The 17,327-nt window shown below is 31.1% G+C and carries 17 protein-coding genes; 3 read left to right on the top strand and 14 right to left on the bottom strand.

What is annotated here, in order from left to right:
- Positions 1 to 16 precede the first annotated feature (16 nt).
- Both L0U72_RS00340 and L0U72_RS00345 read left to right on the top strand, forming a co-directional pair.
- Positions 17 to 403 carry a rhodanese-like domain-containing protein gene (locus tag L0U72_RS00340; protein WP_233885382.1) on the top strand — a complete coding sequence of 129 codons (387 nt, stop codon included), beginning with the start codon at positions 17 to 19 and terminating at the stop codon, positions 401 to 403.
- A 36-nt stretch (positions 404 to 439) separates the two neighbouring features.
- Positions 440 to 706, top strand: a complete 267-nt coding sequence (locus L0U72_RS00345; RefSeq protein ID WP_232112677.1) for a heavy-metal-associated domain-containing protein — start codon at positions 440 to 442, stop codon at positions 704 to 706.
- Positions 707 to 791: 85 nt separating this feature from the next.
- Here the strand turns inward: L0U72_RS00345 and L0U72_RS00350 are convergent, their stop codons facing one another.
- The 6 genes from L0U72_RS00350 to L0U72_RS00375 form a co-directional block, all read right to left on the bottom strand.
- Positions 792 to 3,158 carry a TonB-dependent receptor gene (locus L0U72_RS00350; RefSeq protein ID WP_233898103.1) on the bottom strand — a complete coding sequence of 789 codons (2,367 nt, stop codon included), beginning with the start codon at positions 3,156 to 3,158 and terminating at the stop codon, positions 792 to 794.
- 305 nt (positions 3,159 to 3,463) lie between these two features.
- Positions 3,464 to 3,871: an alternative ribosome rescue aminoacyl-tRNA hydrolase ArfB gene (arfB, locus tag L0U72_RS00355; protein WP_233898104.1), complete on the bottom strand. Its 408-nt coding sequence runs from the start codon at positions 3,869 to 3,871 to the stop codon at positions 3,464 to 3,466.
- Positions 3,849 to 4,469 carry an AAA family ATPase gene (locus tag L0U72_RS00360; protein WP_233898105.1) on the bottom strand — a complete coding sequence of 207 codons (621 nt, stop codon included), beginning with the start codon at positions 4,467 to 4,469 and terminating at the stop codon, positions 3,849 to 3,851. Before L0U72_RS00360 ends, arfB begins: the two co-directional genes overlap by 23 nt.
- On the bottom strand, positions 4,430 to 5,080 hold the full coding sequence (gene pnuC / locus L0U72_RS00365) for a nicotinamide riboside transporter PnuC (RefSeq protein WP_233885370.1): 651 nt from the start codon (positions 5,078 to 5,080) through the stop codon (positions 4,430 to 4,432). The genes L0U72_RS00360 and pnuC overlap by 40 nt, the downstream gene beginning before the upstream one ends.
- Positions 5,064 to 5,324, bottom strand: coding sequence for a hypothetical protein (locus tag L0U72_RS00370; RefSeq protein ID WP_232120264.1), 261 nt, complete (start codon positions 5,322 to 5,324; stop codon positions 5,064 to 5,066). The genes pnuC and L0U72_RS00370 overlap by 17 nt, the downstream gene beginning before the upstream one ends.
- A gap of 69 nt (positions 5,325 to 5,393) precedes the next feature.
- Entirely contained in the window at positions 5,394 to 6,020 is a 627-nt protein-coding gene (locus tag L0U72_RS00375; protein ID WP_233896809.1) for a 4'-phosphopantetheinyl transferase family protein, read from the bottom strand.
- 63 nt (positions 6,021 to 6,083) lie between these two features.
- Between L0U72_RS00375 and ahcY the strand changes: the two genes are divergently transcribed.
- Entirely contained in the window at positions 6,084 to 7,400 is a 1,317-nt protein-coding gene (ahcY, locus tag L0U72_RS00380) for an adenosylhomocysteinase (RefSeq protein WP_233898106.1), read from the top strand.
- 89 nt (positions 7,401 to 7,489) lie between these two features.
- On the opposite strand, the gene L0U72_RS00385 is transcribed toward ahcY, so the two are convergent.
- The 8 genes from L0U72_RS00385 to L0U72_RS00420 all read right to left on the bottom strand — a co-directional run bounded on the left by L0U72_RS00385 (position 7,490) and on the right by L0U72_RS00420 (position 17,115).
- Positions 7,490 to 7,996 carry a ferritin gene (locus tag L0U72_RS00385; RefSeq protein WP_233885364.1) on the bottom strand — a complete coding sequence of 169 codons (507 nt, stop codon included), beginning with the start codon at positions 7,994 to 7,996 and terminating at the stop codon, positions 7,490 to 7,492.
- A gap of 515 nt (positions 7,997 to 8,511) precedes the next feature.
- A complete protein-coding gene (locus L0U72_RS00390) occupies positions 8,512 to 9,519 on the bottom strand; it encodes a TlpA family protein disulfide reductase (RefSeq protein ID WP_233898107.1) in 1,008 nt (335 codons plus the stop codon).
- Positions 9,520 to 9,581: 62 nt separating this feature from the next.
- Positions 9,582 to 11,120 (bottom strand): YifB family Mg chelatase-like AAA ATPase, encoded by a 1,539-nt coding sequence (locus tag L0U72_RS00395; protein ID WP_101918145.1) that lies wholly within the window; start codon positions 11,118 to 11,120, stop codon positions 9,582 to 9,584.
- A gap of 117 nt (positions 11,121 to 11,237) precedes the next feature.
- A complete protein-coding gene (locus L0U72_RS00400; protein ID WP_233898108.1) occupies positions 11,238 to 13,214 on the bottom strand; it encodes a protein-disulfide reductase DsbD family protein in 1,977 nt (658 codons plus the stop codon).
- Between the two features lie 44 nt (positions 13,215 to 13,258).
- Complete coding sequence (gene tilS / locus L0U72_RS00405; protein WP_233898109.1) at positions 13,259 to 14,584, bottom strand: tRNA lysidine(34) synthetase TilS; 1,326 nt, start codon at positions 14,582 to 14,584, stop codon at positions 13,259 to 13,261.
- A gap of 2 nt (positions 14,585 to 14,586) precedes the next feature.
- A complete protein-coding gene (locus L0U72_RS00410; protein ID WP_233898110.1) occupies positions 14,587 to 15,477 on the bottom strand; it encodes an alpha/beta hydrolase in 891 nt (296 codons plus the stop codon).
- 11 nt (positions 15,478 to 15,488) lie between these two features.
- The gene (locus L0U72_RS00415; protein ID WP_058885970.1) at positions 15,489 to 15,722 is read right to left on the bottom strand and encodes a hypothetical protein; all 234 of its coding nucleotides are present in this window, start codon (positions 15,720 to 15,722) and stop codon (positions 15,489 to 15,491) included.
- Positions 15,723 to 15,786: 64 nt separating this feature from the next.
- Positions 15,787 to 17,115 (bottom strand): anthranilate synthase component I family protein, encoded by a 1,329-nt coding sequence (locus L0U72_RS00420; protein ID WP_233898111.1) that lies wholly within the window; start codon positions 17,113 to 17,115, stop codon positions 15,787 to 15,789.
- Between the last annotated feature and the right edge of the window lie 212 nt (positions 17,116 to 17,327).

The raw sequence follows: 17,327 nt of genomic DNA on the forward strand, positions 1-17,327 counted from the left end.
TTAAATAACAATTAAAATGAAAAAATATTTAGTATTCATCGCATTGATTTTTATGGTTTTGATATCATGTAAATCTCAAGAAAATAATATCAAAAATACTACAGTTTCTGATTTACAGTTACTTTTAAAAACTGAAAAAAAGATTCAATTGCTTGATGTTCGAACCCCTGAAGAATGTTCACAAGGTATTCTCGATAATGCTATTATGATAAATGTTTTTGCTGATGATTTTGAATATATAGCGTTAAGAAAATTAGACAAAACAATGCCTGTTTATATTTATTGTCGCTCAGGAAGAAGAAGTTTAGTGGCTTCAGAAAAGTTACAAAAAGAAGGTTTTAATACCTATAATGTGTTGGGAGGATATAGAGCATATCAAAAATTGACAGCAATAAAAAATTAATAAACAAGAAATTAAAAAGAAATCAATTAAGAAAGCATGACACAAGAAATTTATATAGAAAACTTAAAATGTGGCGGTTGTGCCAATACAATTATCAACGGATTAACAGCAATTAAAGGCGTTAATGAGGTAAAAGTTGATGTAGAAAAATCATTGGTTACTTTAAACACAACCGAAGAAAGTTTGATTTTATCCAAAGAAAAATTAGCAAAATTAGGCTATCCTGAAGTTGGAAGTGAAAATACAGTATTACACAAAGCAAAATCGTTTGTAAGTTGTGCTGTTGGTAAAATTAATAAATAATCGATTAATAAAAAATAGAAAATCCCAAGTTTTTAAGGCTTGGGATTTTTTTATAAATCATTAAAATTTATATTTTTTAAGGAATTTAAAACTTAAAAGTAACTCCTGCTAAAAAGTTAATCGTAGCTTGTGGATAATATCCTTGAATTTCTGTAGTTGTTCCAGCTTTTGACCAATCATCTAAATAAATATACCCTCTATCGACATATTGTTTATCAAAAACATTGTTTACAACCCCTGTAAATACAATCGATTTAAAAATTGATTTTGTTTTTAATTCATACATGATATTAAAATCACTTGTAAAATAACTGCTCAATTTTGATGCCTCGGTATCGGTATTACTCAAATATTGTTCGCCTACAAATTTCGATAAAAATGCTAGTTGAAAGTTTTCTGATGCTTGATAAGTCAATGAATTTCCTGTAACAATATTGGGAGAATTTGCAATATTGGTATTTCCTAATTCTTGTAATTTATCATTTCTGTTAGTAACGAAATCAATATTTTTATTTTGACTTACCGAAACATTTTGACCAATCGAAAATTTATCATTTACAACAATAGTAGCATCCATTTCTACACCAACTCGGTAACTTTTACCACTTGCACTACGCAACGCATCGCCAGTATCATCAATTTCACCTGTTAAAACTAACTGATTTTGATAATCCATAAAGTAAATATTGGTGTTTAATTTGATCGTATTGGTTTTTAAACGCCATCCTAATTCATAATCATTTAAACTTTCGTGGGTAGTTACTCCGCCTTTAAAGTCGCTTCGGTTTGGCTCTCTATTTGCTCTGGCAAAAGAAGTGTAAAAACTATTTTGATTGTTTAAAGTATAGGTAAATCCTAACTTCGGATTAAAGAAATTAAAGTTTTTATCAACGTTTAAATCTTTTCTTTTAGAGGTTAAACCGTTTGTTTTATAGCTGATAAATCGTCCTTGTAAATCAACAAAAGCTCTTAAATCATCGGTAATATTAAATGATATTTTCGTAAAAATATTCGCATCTTTTTTAGTAGATGTTCCATCGTAATAACGATCTCTGATGTTTGCATTATGAGCAAATTCTTTCGTCCAAATAACTTCTCCAAAATGATCATTTTCGTAGTAACTGTAAGAACCACCAGAAATAATTTCTAGTTGATCATTATTATAAGTGGCGTTAAAATTAGCTACATAAAAATCATTGTCTAACCAACGGCGAACAATTAAATCGGTGGCAGGAGTTCCGTACCAATCGGTTGCTGTGGCTTTTACCAAATTATTATATTTTGAAACAGCACTTTCTCCTTTAAATTGCTCAAAATATCCTTTTCCTTTGGTGTAATTTAAACCAAGATTTGTTGTCCAGTTTTGGCTTACTTTTTCGTTCCAATGCAATTGATAATGGTCTTGCTGAAAATTATCAATTTCATTATCGTATGTTAATGGATTTTGTCTTCTGTCTTCTTTTAATTGTTTTGCAGAAATTCCGTCCCAAGCTTGATAGGTTTCTTCTTTTCCGCCAAAGGCAATGGCTTTTATTAAAGTATTTTTATTGGTGTAACTTGCTTGTAAAAAGTACGATTTTAAATCGGTAGAAGCCCTGTCAATATATCCATCAGAATAAATATTTGATAAACGTCCAGCTAATTCAAAATGCTCGTTTATTTTTCCTGTGGTAAATTTTACGGTATGTTTTCTTGTTCCGTACGACCCAAAAGCATTCGAGATTTCTCCGCCAGCTTTATCAGAAATAGCATCAGTTAAAATGTTCAAACTTGCTCCAAAAGCACCTGCACCGTTTGTAGAAGTTCCTACGCCACGTTGCAATTGTAAACTTTGGGTTGAGGATGCAAAATCGCCTAAATTAACCCAAAAAGTTCCTTGACTTTCACTGTCGTTATACGGGATTCCGTTAATCGTTACATTTACTCGAGTAGCATCTGAACCACGAACGCTCATGTACGTATAACCAACGCCAGCTCCAGCATCCGAAGAAGAAACGACGTTTGGCAAATAGTTTAATAAAACAGGAATATCCTGCCCTAAATTACGTTTTTCAAGTTGTTTTTTTGATACATTAGAGTGTGTTACAGGAGCATTTGCTTGTACACGAACCGCATTTACTAAAACAGCATCTAATACTTTTTTTTCTTCGGATAATTGAATAATAACTTCTTTGTTTTTATTGATTTCGACTTCTTTTGTTGTGGTTTTAAATCCGATATAAGAAACCTCTAAAAGATGTGTTCCTTTGGATAAATTCAGTTTGAAGTTTCCTTTTTTATCCGAAGAAACTCCTTTTTTTGAGTTTTTAAGAACAATAGAAGCGCCATTTAAAGGTTCTTGATTATTGTTAATTATTTTACCAGATAAAATAAAACTTTGCGCATTTACGGCAAAACTGCTACATAATACGATTATAAAAGCGATGCTTTTAAGTTGTTGAATAAAAGACATTTGTCTCATTTTTTTATAAATAAAAATCGAATAAAAAGAGGCAATTATTCTTGTAATTAATAGTGAATAATTTAGGTCATCACAAAGATTTAACAGATGAAAATCTTTAATGACTTGTTTTACAAAATGGCGATTATCGCCTCCCTAAACAGCATTACCTGTTCTAGGTTCATTGGGTGTGATCTCAGCCGATATTTGGCACCCCTTAAAGAGAACATTGCAAAGGTATCATTCAATTTTTGAATGGCATAAAAAGAACGGCGTAATTTTTTGCTATTTATTTTTTGAAGATATAATTAAGTGAATTATGATTCTAAATCAGGTTTTTTTCGCAGTGATTTTTTGAATGCTTGCCGTTTTTTATTTTCATGTTTTCTTAGCACTGAATTTCTACTAGGTTTTGTTGCACGTCTTATTTTTGGTTTTTTCAAACCTTCTTTAATGATACATAAAAAACGTTTAATCGCTAATTCTTTATTTCTGTGTTGCGAGCGAGTTTCATCAGAAAAAAGTATTAAAATCTGCTCTTTTGTTAGGCGAGAAGCGAGTTTTGTGTAAAGTATTTCTTTTTGATTCTCTGATAATTCCTTTGAATTTAAAATATCAAAAGAAAGTTCAATTTTAGAAGATACTTTATTAACATGCTGTCCGCCTGCGCCAGAACTTCTAGTGGCTTTAAAATGTAATTCTTTAAGTAGTTCGGGAATATTCATCGTTTAAAAGAGTAGAAAAAGAATATAAATCTTTTTTATTAGCAAGTAATTCATCAATAATGGCAACAGCTTTTTTAAGACGAGTTTCTTTATCGCCTTTTAATAAAACGTACGGACGCTTATATTTTATCAACGTATTTTCAAAAGCTTGAAACATTTCTAAGCGTTCGCCTGGTTTGTCACGTAAATCATCGGCTTCCCAAGGCGTATCAATATACGTTAAAAAATAAATATCGTACGTATTTTCAATAGCGGCTCTATCTAAATTTTCATCAACAAAACCACCATAGTATTCTTCGGAATATACTTTTGTTTCTAGTAAATCAGTATCGCAAATTAATACCTTATCGGCTTTTTTTGATAATTCATTTTCTAGTTTTATTTGTCCTTCGGCAATGGGAATAATATCTTTTTGTTCGCAAATTTTACGCTCGTTATTCCATTTATCTTGCAAATATTCACGGGCAAATTCTGGAGCCCAAACAGTATTGTAATGTCGTGCTAATTGCCCAGAAAGAGTTGTTTTTCCAGTTGATTCAGGTCCGAATAAAACAACTTTTATAAGATTGCTTTTTTGTTGTTTAAGTCTTTTTTCCATGCTAAATAACCGCTAACGGCAATAAAAGTAAATATTAAATATTGAAAAGAGGTAAAGGTAAATCCTTTGTAAAAATAAAGCGGAACGGAAATAATATCGCCAATAATCCAATAAATCCAATTTTCGATTTTTCGCTTTGCCATCAGCCACATTCCTACAAAGAAAATTGCGGTGGTAAAAGTATCAACGTAAGCTGTCCAATTGTTCCATTTATCAAAATAAGTATAAACTGCATAGACAAAAACTAACGTTCCTAAAAAGATAAAAACACTGGTTTTCTTTTCTTTTGATGTTGTTTTTGAAATTGGATTTGCTTGTGAATTATCCACAGTTCTCGTCCAAAGATACCAGCCGTAAATGCTCATTATAAAATAGTAGGCGTTAATCATCATATCGCCTAATAATTGCCATTTGTACAATAAATAGACGAAAATAATTGTGCTAATCATTCCTGTTGGAAATACCCAAATTTTATTCTTTTTAGAATACCAAACCGATAGAAATCCGAAAATAACGGCGATAATTTCAAGCCAAATATCTAAAGATTCATAACTTTGATATTGACTAAAAAGAAAATCAAAAACAGTATTAAAATTAAAAACTTGGCTCATATTTGCTACGGTCAGATTTTACAATTTTTAATAAAATTATTCCGCTGTCTATTAATTCGAAAGCGTCTTTTATTTCCGAAGTTAACAATTGCATTACAGCATCATAATCGCCATAAACTTGTGTGCTTAATGGGTTTTCAAGAACTGTTAAACCTGAAGTTCTTAGTTTTTTGATAAAATTGATAATCGGTGCTTCAAATTCATTTTGAAGTGGCATTAAAGTAAGTTCTACGGATATTTTCATGTGTTTTTTGATATTTTTTATGTGTTTTTGATATATTTTATAATAAAAATTTAAAACAACAAAGATACTTTAAATAGCATACACACAAGTAAAGCCTTCGGTTTCTAAAAAGTGGATTCTATATTCATCAGTAATTCCTTCGTATAAAATTCTTCCTAAACTTTTATTGGTTTCAAAAGAGAAATCATCAATATAAATATTTTTTAAAAAGTGTAATTTCTTCTTTCCGTAAATTTTATATAAACTTTCTTTCGCACCCCAAACAACGGTTAATTTACTAACCAAAGCATCATGATTTGCTATAGATTTATAGGCTTCAATAGGCGTAAATTTATGGGCAATTTTTACAATTTTATCCCGCTGTTTTTCAATATCAATTCCAACAGGCTTATCATCAGAAATAATAATCCCCGAAAAAGTAAAGGAATGTGTGATTGAAATAAATTTTCCATCGTTTAAATGTGGCTTTCCAAATTCATCATATATTAAATCGTCATCCGTATATCCTGCTTGTTTTAATAACTGACGAACGCTTAAAAACCCCCTACGATGCAAGTCCGATTTCATGCTGTTAAGCCTATCAATACTTCGTTGGTTAAGTGTAATATTTTCCGATAATTCTTCAAAAGATTCTTCAATCTTCCAAATCAATACGTTAGTGTTTTGGTTTACTGTTATTGTTTTGTGAACAGGCATATTTTAGAAAGTTATTTCGTAATTTTGCAGTATAAAAATTTAGACACATAAATATACATAAATATGAGCAAAAAAACCGCTACATACGTCCCTTTTAAAGTGAAAGATATTTCTTTAGCTGATTGGGGAAGAAAAGAAATTAGATTGGCAGAAGCTGAAATGCCAGGATTAATGAGTTTACGTGAAGAATATAAAAACGAACAACCATTAAAAGGTGCAAGAATTGCAGGATGTTTACACATGACTATTCAAACTGCGGTTTTAATTGAAACTTTACAAGCGTTAGGTGCTGAGGTTACTTGGAGTTCTTGTAATATTTTCTCTACACAAGATCAGGCTGCTGCTGCAATTGCTGCAACAGGAACACCTGTGTATGCTTGGAAAGATATGACCGAAGAAGAATTTGACTGGTGTATTGAGCAAACTTTATTTTTTGGAGAAGATAAAAAACCATTAAATTTAATTTTAGATGATGGTGGAGATTTAACAAACATGGTTTTAGATCGTTACCCAGAATTAGCTGCTGGAATTAACGGATTATCTGAAGAAACTACTACAGGAGTTCACCGTTTATACGATAGAGTAAAAGCAGGAACTTTACCAATGCCAGCAATTAACGTAAACGATTCTGTAACAAAATCTAAATTTGATAACAAATACGGATGTAAAGAATCTGCAGTTGATGCAATTCGTCGTGCAACCGATATTATGTTAGCAGGGAAACGTGTAACTGTTTGTGGTTATGGTGATGTAGGTAAAGGTACAGCTGCTTCTTTTAAAGGTGCAGGTTCTATCGTTACGGTTACTGAAATCGACCCTATTTGTGCGTTACAAGCAGCGATGGACGGTTTTGAAGTAAAGCGTTTAGAAACTGTTGTTGGTAATTCTGATATTATTATTACAACTACTGGAAACAAAGATATTATTCAAGGGCGTCATTTTGAGGCTATGAAAGACAAGGTTATTGTTTGTAATATTGGTCACTTCGATAACGAAATTGACATGGCTTGGTTAAACAAAAACCATGGAAATACTAAAGATACTATCAAACCTCAGGTTGATAAATACAACATTGCAGGAAACGATATTATTGTTTTAGCAGAAGGACGTTTAGTAAATTTAGGATGTGCAACAGGTCACCCAAGTTTTGTAATGAGTAATTCATTTACAAACCAAACGTTAGCACAAATCGAACTTTGGACAAACAGAGATGCTTACCAAAATGAAGTTTATATGTTACCAAAGCATTTAGATGAAAAAGTAGCAAACTTACACTTAGCTAAAATAGGCGTAGAGCTTACTGAATTACGTGAAGACCAAGCATCTTATATTGGTGTAACTGTTCAAGGTCCATTTAAGCCAGAGCATTACAGATACTAATAAATAGTATTTAATAGTTTAAAAATAAAAAAGGTTCGTATGAAAATATGAACCTTTTTTTTATGTAATATGTTTTTCTGATATTACTTTTAAGCAGTAGGAATACGCTCGTCAATCATTTTTAAAGGCATATCTCCCATTAAACTAATCATGTCTAAAATATCTCTTACTTTTTCTTCTTCTTCAGCTTGTTCGGTGATAAACCATTGTAAAAATATTTCTGAAGTAAAATCACTAACTTTTCTAGCGGTTTTAAATGTGTGATGAATCGCTTTGGTTACTTCAATTTCTGCATCTAAAGAAGCTTCAAAAACAGCACGTAAACTTTCATATTCATGTGTAATTTCTGATACCCTAGGAGACTGTGCGTTTCCTCCGTTATCATTAATAAACTTAAATATTTTCATCATATGAGTTCTTTCTTCTTCTGCCTGATTGTAAAAATAAGTAGCACTATTTCTAAGTTCTCTTTGATCGCACCATGATGCCATAGCTAAATATTTTGAAGAAGCTTGTTGCTCCATCATTACTTGATTATTTAGTAAATCGACAACTTCTAGATTTAAAATTATATCTCTTCTTACTGAAATTTCCATAGTGGTTTTTTTTATTTATTAGGTACTATAAAGATACTCAATAAAGCGCTTCAAAAGCATTGAGGATGTAATTTAAAAGTAATCTTAGTAAAGGTGTTCCTAGGGAAAAGAATTATTTAAAAGTAGTTAATAAAGCTTCTTTTAGTGCTAATATTTGAGGAATATCAAGTAATAATACATGGTTATTATCTGCAACAAAAATTAGTATAAAATTATCTGTTGCTATGATATTCTCTAGTGCTAGGCAAGAAGAATTGTCTAGTATTTTTTTTCGAAAGGCTAATAGTTGACAAAAAGTAAAATCAATTACTTTATAGCCCAAGTTTAACCGATAGCTATTTCTAGCTTTAGATACTAAAATTTGAGAGGAGGTATGTTTAACGGTACAATTCACCCTACAAAGATACTTATTTTTAATCAATCTAAAGAAGAATGATTTATTTTATAAAATTTAATGCAAAAAATCCTGCAACTTAGTTACAGGATTTTTTTTAGATGAAATTTTCAGTTTCGAATTAAATATTCAAAGACTCAAATAATTCAATTAATTTAGGACTAGAAGGTCTAGGTGCATTCGCATCTACGATATTTCCTTGCGGATCAATTAAAATAAAACGAGGAATACTATTTACTTTATACGCTCCAGAAAAAGTTTGATCTCTTTTAGAATACAATTGAACTCCAGATAGGTTTTTATCGGCAACCATTTCTTTCCATTTTTCATAATCTCTTTCACTATCAACAGAAATACTTACAAATTCAATTTTTTTACCATGATATTTTTTTTCAACTTTCTGTAAAAAAGGGATTTCTTGTTTACATGGATTGCACCAAGTTGCCCACATATCAATATATACATATTTTCCTTTTAGGTCATCTAAAGAAGTGGTTCCGCCTTTATAATTTTCATAATTAACAAATTTAGGAGATACTGCTCCTTTTATTAATTTCGTTGCTGAATATGATTTATCAGCATAGGTTTTGTTTAAATAATTTGTTAATCCTGTGATATTTTTTTCTTGAAAAGCAACAAATGCAGAATCTAATGTCGTATTTTTCATATTAGTATTAAAATCATCCACAAAGCTGTTTACTTTGGCGTCAAATTTATCTTTAGATAAGTTATATAAATCTTTATCTTTAAAAAAATCTTCTTGTAATAGGATTACTTTTGCTAAGAAATTATTTTCATTAGCACCTTTTCCTGCAAATTTGGCGGTATTTTTAAAATCTTTGGCATCAATATTTAGGGTGATATCATCGCCATTTTTTAAATATAAGGTTGTTGCTTTTTGTCCGTTAGAAAGTCGATAAAAATCACTTTTTACGTTTAATGTATCTTTAAAAGCGCCATTTTCGTCAAGTTTAATGATTTTTTCAAATTCTAATTGTGGATTCGAAATTACAACAGATTCGGCATTTTTATTGTTTATTTTTCCTGAAAAAGTAACAAAATTATTAGGTTCTTTTTTACAAGAAATCATGGTGATGGCAATTGCCATTAAATAGATTATTTTTTTCATTTTGATTATTTTTTGGTAATTTAATTGATTTTAAAAGAATTTACTAAATTACTAATTTTTTTTTAGCCAAGCCAACCTTCACGGTCTAAGCTTCGATATTGTATTGCTTCTGTTAAGTGATCGGAATTTATATTTTCTTCGGATGCTAAATCGGCGATAGTTCTTGCTACTTTTAAGATTCTGTCGTATGCTCTTGCGGATAGGTTTAATTTCTCCATGGCAATTTTGAGTAATTGATTGCTTTGTTCTGAGAGTTTACAGTATGTACGTTGTTGTTTCACGTTCATTTGTGCGTTATAATGAACGGTTTCAGAGTTATTAAATCGAGTTGTTTGAATTTCACGTGCTTTTGTTACTCGTTTTCTAATTTCGACACTTGATTCTCCTTTTCTTTCTTCGGATAATTTATCAAAAGGAACGGGAGTTACTTCAATATGAATATCGATTCTATCTAATAAAGGTCCTGAAACTTTACTTAAATAGCGTTGCATTTCGGCAGGAGATGAGGTCATTGGTGAATCAGGATCATTAAAAAAACCAGATGGACTAGGATTCATACTTGCCACTAACATAAAACTACTAGGATAATTTACGGTAAATTTTGCTCTTGAAATGGTAACTTCTCTATCTTCGAGAGGTTGTCTCATCACTTCTAAAACACCGCGTTTAAATTCTGGTAATTCATCTAAAAAAAGTACGCCATTATGAGCTAATGAAATTTCACCAGGTTGTGGCAGGTTATTTCCGCCGCCAATTAAAGCGATATCCGAACAACTATGGTGTGGTGCTCTAAAAGGGCGAGAATATTGCAATCCTGTATTTTTCACTTTTCCGACAACCGAGTGTATTTTGGTCGTTTCTAAGGCTTCTTGTAGTGTCATCGGTGGTAATATTGAGGGCAATCTTTTGGCTAACATTGTTTTCCCTGCTCCAGGAGGACCGATTAAAATAATATTATGTCCGCCAGCTGCGGCAATTTCCATACAGCGTTTGATACTTTCTTGACCTTTTACATCAGAGAAATCAAATTCAGGAAAATCGATGTGTTTATAAAATTCAGCTCGGGTATCAACAATGGTTGGCTCAATTAATTTTGTGCCTTCCAAATGCTGAAGTACTTGTGAAAGATTTTCAACACCTAATATATTTATATCGTTAACAATAGCGGCTTCTTTTGCATTTGCAATTGGTAATATGAAATTTTTAAAACCTTCCTCACGGGCTTTTATGGCGATAAGTAACGCTCCTTTAATAGGATGTACGCTTCCATCTAAAGATAGCTCGCCCATAATAATATAGTCGTCAATATTTTTAGCGTCAATTTGATTGGAGGCAGCAAGAATTCCAACGGCTAAGGTTAAATCATACACAGCACCTTCTTTTCGAATATCGGCAGGAGCCATATTGATAATTATTTTTTTCCCAGGAAGTTTAAATCCGTTGTTGTTTAAGGCAGCCGAAATTCGATACGAACTTTCTCGAACTGCATTATCGGGTAAACCAACCAAATGATATCCGATTCCTTTATCAATATTTACTTCTACAGTAATTGTGGTGGCTTCAATACCAAAAACAGCCGATCCATACGTTTTTGTAAGCATATTTTTTTATTTTTTATTCAAGAAAATTCATGAAAAAAACATAAAAAAAGCCTCTTTATAAATATATTTATAAAGAGGCTTTTTTTGTTATTCGATAATTTTCAATAATTTTTATGATTATTTTTTATTGAAATTATCCAATCCTGTTTTCAACCAGTCATAATATTCAGAATGACTGCTATATTGTTGTGGTGAATTTAATAATTCTAATTCAGGACTCATTAATACATAAAATGGTTGCGAAGCTGTTTTAAAGTTTGCAACTTGTAGGGTTGCCCATTTATCACCATAGGTTCTAATTCTTTTTACTTTACCGTTTGGTTTGATAAAATCGAATTGTTCTTCTTTAGGTAAATGTCTTTCATGATCATCAACATATAATGAAATTAAGACATAATCATCATTTATTAATGAATAAATTTCTGGTTTTACCCAAATATTTTCTTCCATTTTACGACAGTTTACACATGCCCAACCTGTAAAATCTAATAAAACGGGTTTGTTCACCGATTTTGCGTAGGCAATTCCTTCTTCAAAATCTTTAAAACAATTTAATCCTAACGGACATTTGTTATCTTTTACATAAATACTATGGAATTTAGGTGGCGCAAAACCACTTAATAATTTATTCTGATTCCATGTAGGATTTTTTAAAACACCAGGTGCTAAATATATTGATAAGGCTAAACAACTTCCTCCTAATAAAAGTCTGAAAAAAGATATTTTACCATATTTTTTCCCCATAAGCCCTAGTAGATAGAGTGACATTAGTAAAGCAATTATCGCCCATATTCCGATAAAAATTTCTCTTTTGAAGAAATTCCAATGTCCTACTAAATCGGCATTTGATAAGAATTTAAAAGCGAATGCTAATTCTAGGAATCCTAAAACAACTTTAACGGTATTTAACCAACCACCCGATTTTGGTAAAGAAGTTAACCAACCTGGGAACATGGCAAATAAAGCAAAAGGCATCGCTAGAGCAAGTCCGAAACCAATCATCCCTGCCGATAATTGCATAGCGCCACCGTTAGTTCCTAAAGACCCCGCTAATAAAGAACCTAAAATAGGACCTGTACATGAAAAAGATACAATTGCTAAGGTTAAAGCCATAAAGAAAATACCAATAATACCTCCAATATTTGAGGCGCTATCCGCTTTATTACTCCAAGAGCTAGGTAATGTTAATTCGTAAAATCCAAAGAAAGAACCTGCGAAAAATACTAATATGGTAAAGAAAAATAAGTTCAACCACATATTGGTTGAAATACTATTTAAAATCTCTGGATCTAAGGTATCTAAATAGTGAAAAGGCAAACTTAATAAACCATAAATTAAGATGATAAAAGAACCATATAAGATAGCACTTCCAATTCCTTTTCCTCTTTTCTCGGTATGTTTTGTGAAAAATGATACAGTTAAAGGTACCATTGGAAATACACAAGGTGTTAAGAAAGCTAATAAACCACCAACAAATCCTAGTAAAAATATATTAAATAAGCTAGCTTCTTCACCTTCTTTTCCATTTTCGCTAGATTTTTTTGATGTACTTTTTAATAAAGCAGTGTTCTTTAAATTTAAGTTTAAAGATTGCGACATTGCTTTACTTTTATCATCAACTTCTGTCACGGTTTGTAAAACTTTTTGACCAGTTAACGAAAATGTAAAATCTTCATCAAAAGGTAAACAATATTCTTTACAAACTTGCGCGTCTAAATTCAGCGTTACTTGTGTTAAAGTGCTGTCGGAAACATTAATTCTTTGAACTAATTTCCCCTGATCGACAAAGAAAATTTCTTCTTTTCCCCAAATTTCACTAAATTCTGTTTCAGTTTCTCCTTCTATTGCTTTTCCTTTTACAACGTATCCACTTTGTCCTTCGGCAGGTGAAATAGTCATTGGTAAAGAGGCATCTTCAGGATTATATTGTGAGTATAAGTGCCAGTCTTCTGCGATTTCAATATCAAAAATCAAGTCATATTCTGTCTCCGAAACTTTTTCAACGGTAGGTGTTATAACAATTGGATTGTCATCGGATTGGGAAAAGACCGTTAAACCTAAGAATAATAAAAATAGCGTACATAATTTTTTCATTCGAGTTAGTTTATAAGGGGTTGTTTTTATTTAAAGGGTTATTCTTAATTTGTTATTCTTACTAATTTGGTTGTTTTTTCATTGGATAAAAAGCGTCTGTCTTGTCGTTTCCCAATAATCCAAATAATCTGATTATCAGCTGTACAGAGCAACCAGGTATTATTTTTATCAAAAACAGATAATTTTTCATCTTTAAAATATTTACTAACTTTTTTTTTGCCAGTCATTCCTTTTGGATAAAAGTAATCACCAGTTTTCCAAGTTCTAATGTAAAGGGGGTAATTTAATAAATTTTCAGCAACTATAATACTATTTTCGGTACTAATTATTTTTTCAGAAATATTTTCAAATACTAATTGGATTGGATTTGTAATTTTTCTGATGTTTTTGTTGATGCTAATATTTTGATTAGTAGTGTTTTCTGTTTTATTTGTTGATGAAAGTATTAAAAAGTTTCTGTTTTTTAGTAGTGTATGTGTTTTTGTTATTATTTTTTTACCTGATTGTGCATACATCAAGTTATAAACATCGTTCCAAGCGGTAAATTTATAATTTTTTAGAAGTTGATATAAATATATTTTTGGGTTGGATAGTTTTACTAATTTTGCGATATTAATTTTGATAAAATCATTTCCGTGCTTTGTTTCTTTAGTGATAATTTCAGCGGTTATTTCTTGTATTTTATCAGTAACAATTTCTTGTGATTGTTGTAAGAAATCGGTTGTTTTTTGATGCGTTTTTAACAAGCTTGGGTTTAGCTCTTTGAGAACGGGTATAATTTGATGTCTTATTTTATTTCGCACGTATTTTGTTTCGGCATTGCTGGCATCTTCTCGCCATTTTATATTATTTTCTAGGGCATATTTTTGAATTTCGGCTCTTGAAAATTTCAATAATGGACGCACGATATTTCCGTTTACCGCAGGGATTCCTGTTAAACCGTCCAAGCCTGTTCCTCTTGTTAAATTGATTAAAAAAGTTTCTAAATTATCATCGGCATGATGTGCTGTTAAAACATAATCAAACGCATGATTTTCACTTAATTTTTCGAACCAATCGTAGCGTAATTTCCGTGCGGATAATTGGGTTGATAATTGTTGTTTTTTAGCATATTCAAGCGTATCAAATTGAATTGAAAACACTGGGGTTTTTAATTTTTTACCTAAATTTTCAACAAAAACTTCATCTAAATTACTTGCTTCATTTCTCAATTGAAAATTGCAATGTGCTAGTGAAATATCGTATTTTAATTGTGCTAATAAATGGGTTAAAACCACGCTATCTAAACCGCCAGAAATAGCGATTAAAAGTTTTTTATCTTTTAAAAAAGGAAAATCAGTGTTAATATGTTTTGCTAATTCTTGTAGCATTTTTATTTCGAAGCTTTTTTAATTTTTAGTTGATTTTTCAGTTGATTTTCTAGCCAATAAACGACATCTTGTAGCATTTGGTTTTTGCATAAATCGTGTTGTAATTCGTGATATCCGCCTTTATAAAGTTTTAAAGTGGCGTTATTGGTAGCATTTGCAAAAGCTTCTGAACCTTTATAATCGATAATTTTATCGGCAGTTCCGTGTACAACGAGCATTGGAATTTCTAAGGATTTTGCATTTTCAATCGCCCATTTTCCTGAATCAATAAATGACAACGAAAAATTTGGGCTGATTTTATTGTGAACTAAAGGGTCATCCAAATATTTTTGAACTTCGAATATATCTCGAGACATATCCGCTGGATTTAGCTCATTACTTAGCGTTAAAGACGGGGCGATTTTCTGTAAAATACGTCCTAATGTAAGTTTCCAAGCGGGCGGAGTAAAGGCTAATTTCAGCATTGGGCTTGTCGCAACAACGCCTATTAAATTTTTATTTTTCAGAATATTTTTTGGAAGATTTTTTTTTCGAAGCGCATAATTTACAACGGCATTTCCACCCATCGAATGTCCGTATAAAAACTGTGGTTTATCGCCAAAAACTTCAGATGCTTTTTCGATTACTTTCGAAATACTTTCCAGAACGACATCAAAACCAGGATTGTGTCCTCTTTTTCCCGTAGTTTTTCCGTGTCCAAAATGATCAAAAGAAATCACACCAAAATTGGCATCGGTTAATTTTTGGGCAACATCTTGATAACGCCCCGAATGTTCTCCCATTCCATGAACAATTATCACGACGGCTTTTATAGATTTTTCATTTTCGGGTTTCCAAAACTGCCCGTAAAAATTAGTATCATAAAAATCGAAATTAAATTCTTGATGCGTCATTTTTGATTATTTTATTGTTTTTGCAACCACTGTCTGATATCTTTACGTAAAGAAACTTCAGGTTTTGGTAAAGGTATTGTTTTTCCAAATTGTTTACTTCTCTTAAACTTAGAAAAAGTAATTTTATGTTGTTTCCAAGCCTCAGGATATAAGTCTAAAAAAGCATTAAAAAAACTTTGTTCATTCACGTTTCCTTCTATAGTTGGAAGTACTGCTTTAAATTTTTCTTCTTGGTCAATAATCATTAATTCTATTGTTTTAGGTGCGTTTATGTAAGGGTTTTCTTCTTATTTATTGAAGTATAGGTAACTATTTTGAATGAAGTAACACATATTTCATTGCCTTTGCTTTTAGCAAACATTCTTCATATTCTTTTTCAGGAACAGATTTTGCGGTAATTGCACCACCCACCGAAAAAGACACATATTTGCTGTCTGAATTGTATAAAATACTTCGGATAATAACATTAAAGTCGAAATCTTCATCAGGTGTAAAATAACCAACTGTTCCAGAATATAAACCACGCTTGGTTTTTTCTTGTTGTTCAATAATTTTCATTGCCGATACTTTTGGCGCACCTGTCATGCTTCCCATTGGAAAAGTATCTTTTAGAATATCAATGATATGCGTATTTTTTTCAACTTCGGATACTACTGTTGAAATCATTTGATGCACTTGTTTAAAAGGATATATTTTACAAAGTTCTTCCACTTGAACGCTTCCTTTTTTGGCTGTTTTCGATAAATCATTGCGTACCAAATCGACAATCATAATATTTTCGGCACGTTCTTTTTCATCTCTAGCTAAATCGAAGGCAATTTTATCATCTTCTGTACTATTTTCTAAGCGTTTTGCAGTTCCTTTTATGGGTTGCGAAATTATTTTAAGCCCTTCTTTTTTCAAATATCTTTCAGGCGTTGCCGATAGCAGATAAAAATGTTCATGTTTAAAAAAAGTAGCAAAAGGTGGTGTTGATATTTCGTTTAAATTCTTGTAAATTTCATACGGATTGATACTTGTGTTTTCGGCATAAAATTCTTGACAAAAATTAGCTTCATAAATATCACCTCGATGAATATGCGTTAAAATAGTACTTACTTTTTGTAGGTATTCTTCTTTTTGAATGCGAGATTTTATGGTTATTTTTTCTTTCTTCGGATACTTTTCTGATGTATTCGCAACCCTTATTTTATGGCTATTGCTATTTTTTATTTGTTCAAAATCTTGCTGAATTTCGTCATCAATCATTTGTAAATAATGAAACTCAACCGTATTTCCTTTGATGAAAATTAATTTCTGAGGTTGAAAAAAATACAAATCAGGAAAATGTAAACCGTCAAAATTAGTAGAAGTAAGGTTTTCAACATCATTTTTTACATCATAAGAAATATATCCAAAAAGATAATCTTTCGTGTACGATTGATATTCTTTTAATTTTTCAAAAGCATTGTGAGTATCTGTTTTGATAGCCGTAAATTCTTCGACAGCCAAACAAGCGTCAAAAGAAGAATAACGTTGCTCATAATTGTTGGAATCTAACCAAATAGCCGTATCAAATTGTGCAGACCAAGCAAATAATTGTTCCTTAAAAACTGTTGGTGTTGTTATTTCAAAATTAAATTGGGTTCTTTTAGTCATTTTGCAAAAATAATTGGTTTTTTGACTCTTTCTTATCTCTTTCTTTTTATCTTTTTTGTTTTCTCAGAAATACTATAAAAATAAACAATTCTAGAAAATAAAAACGAAATATCATAAATAGGCTTAGCCCCGATTGAAGCAATTGTTTGAGCTCTTTTTTGATTTTTCTTCAAAAAAAGCGAGTGCGGAAAGCGGGAAATAGCTTCAAATAA

The organism is Tenacibaculum piscium (genome assembly GCF_021390755.1).
In the GTDB taxonomy this organism is placed as follows: domain Bacteria; phylum Bacteroidota; class Bacteroidia; order Flavobacteriales; family Flavobacteriaceae; genus Polaribacter; species Polaribacter piscius.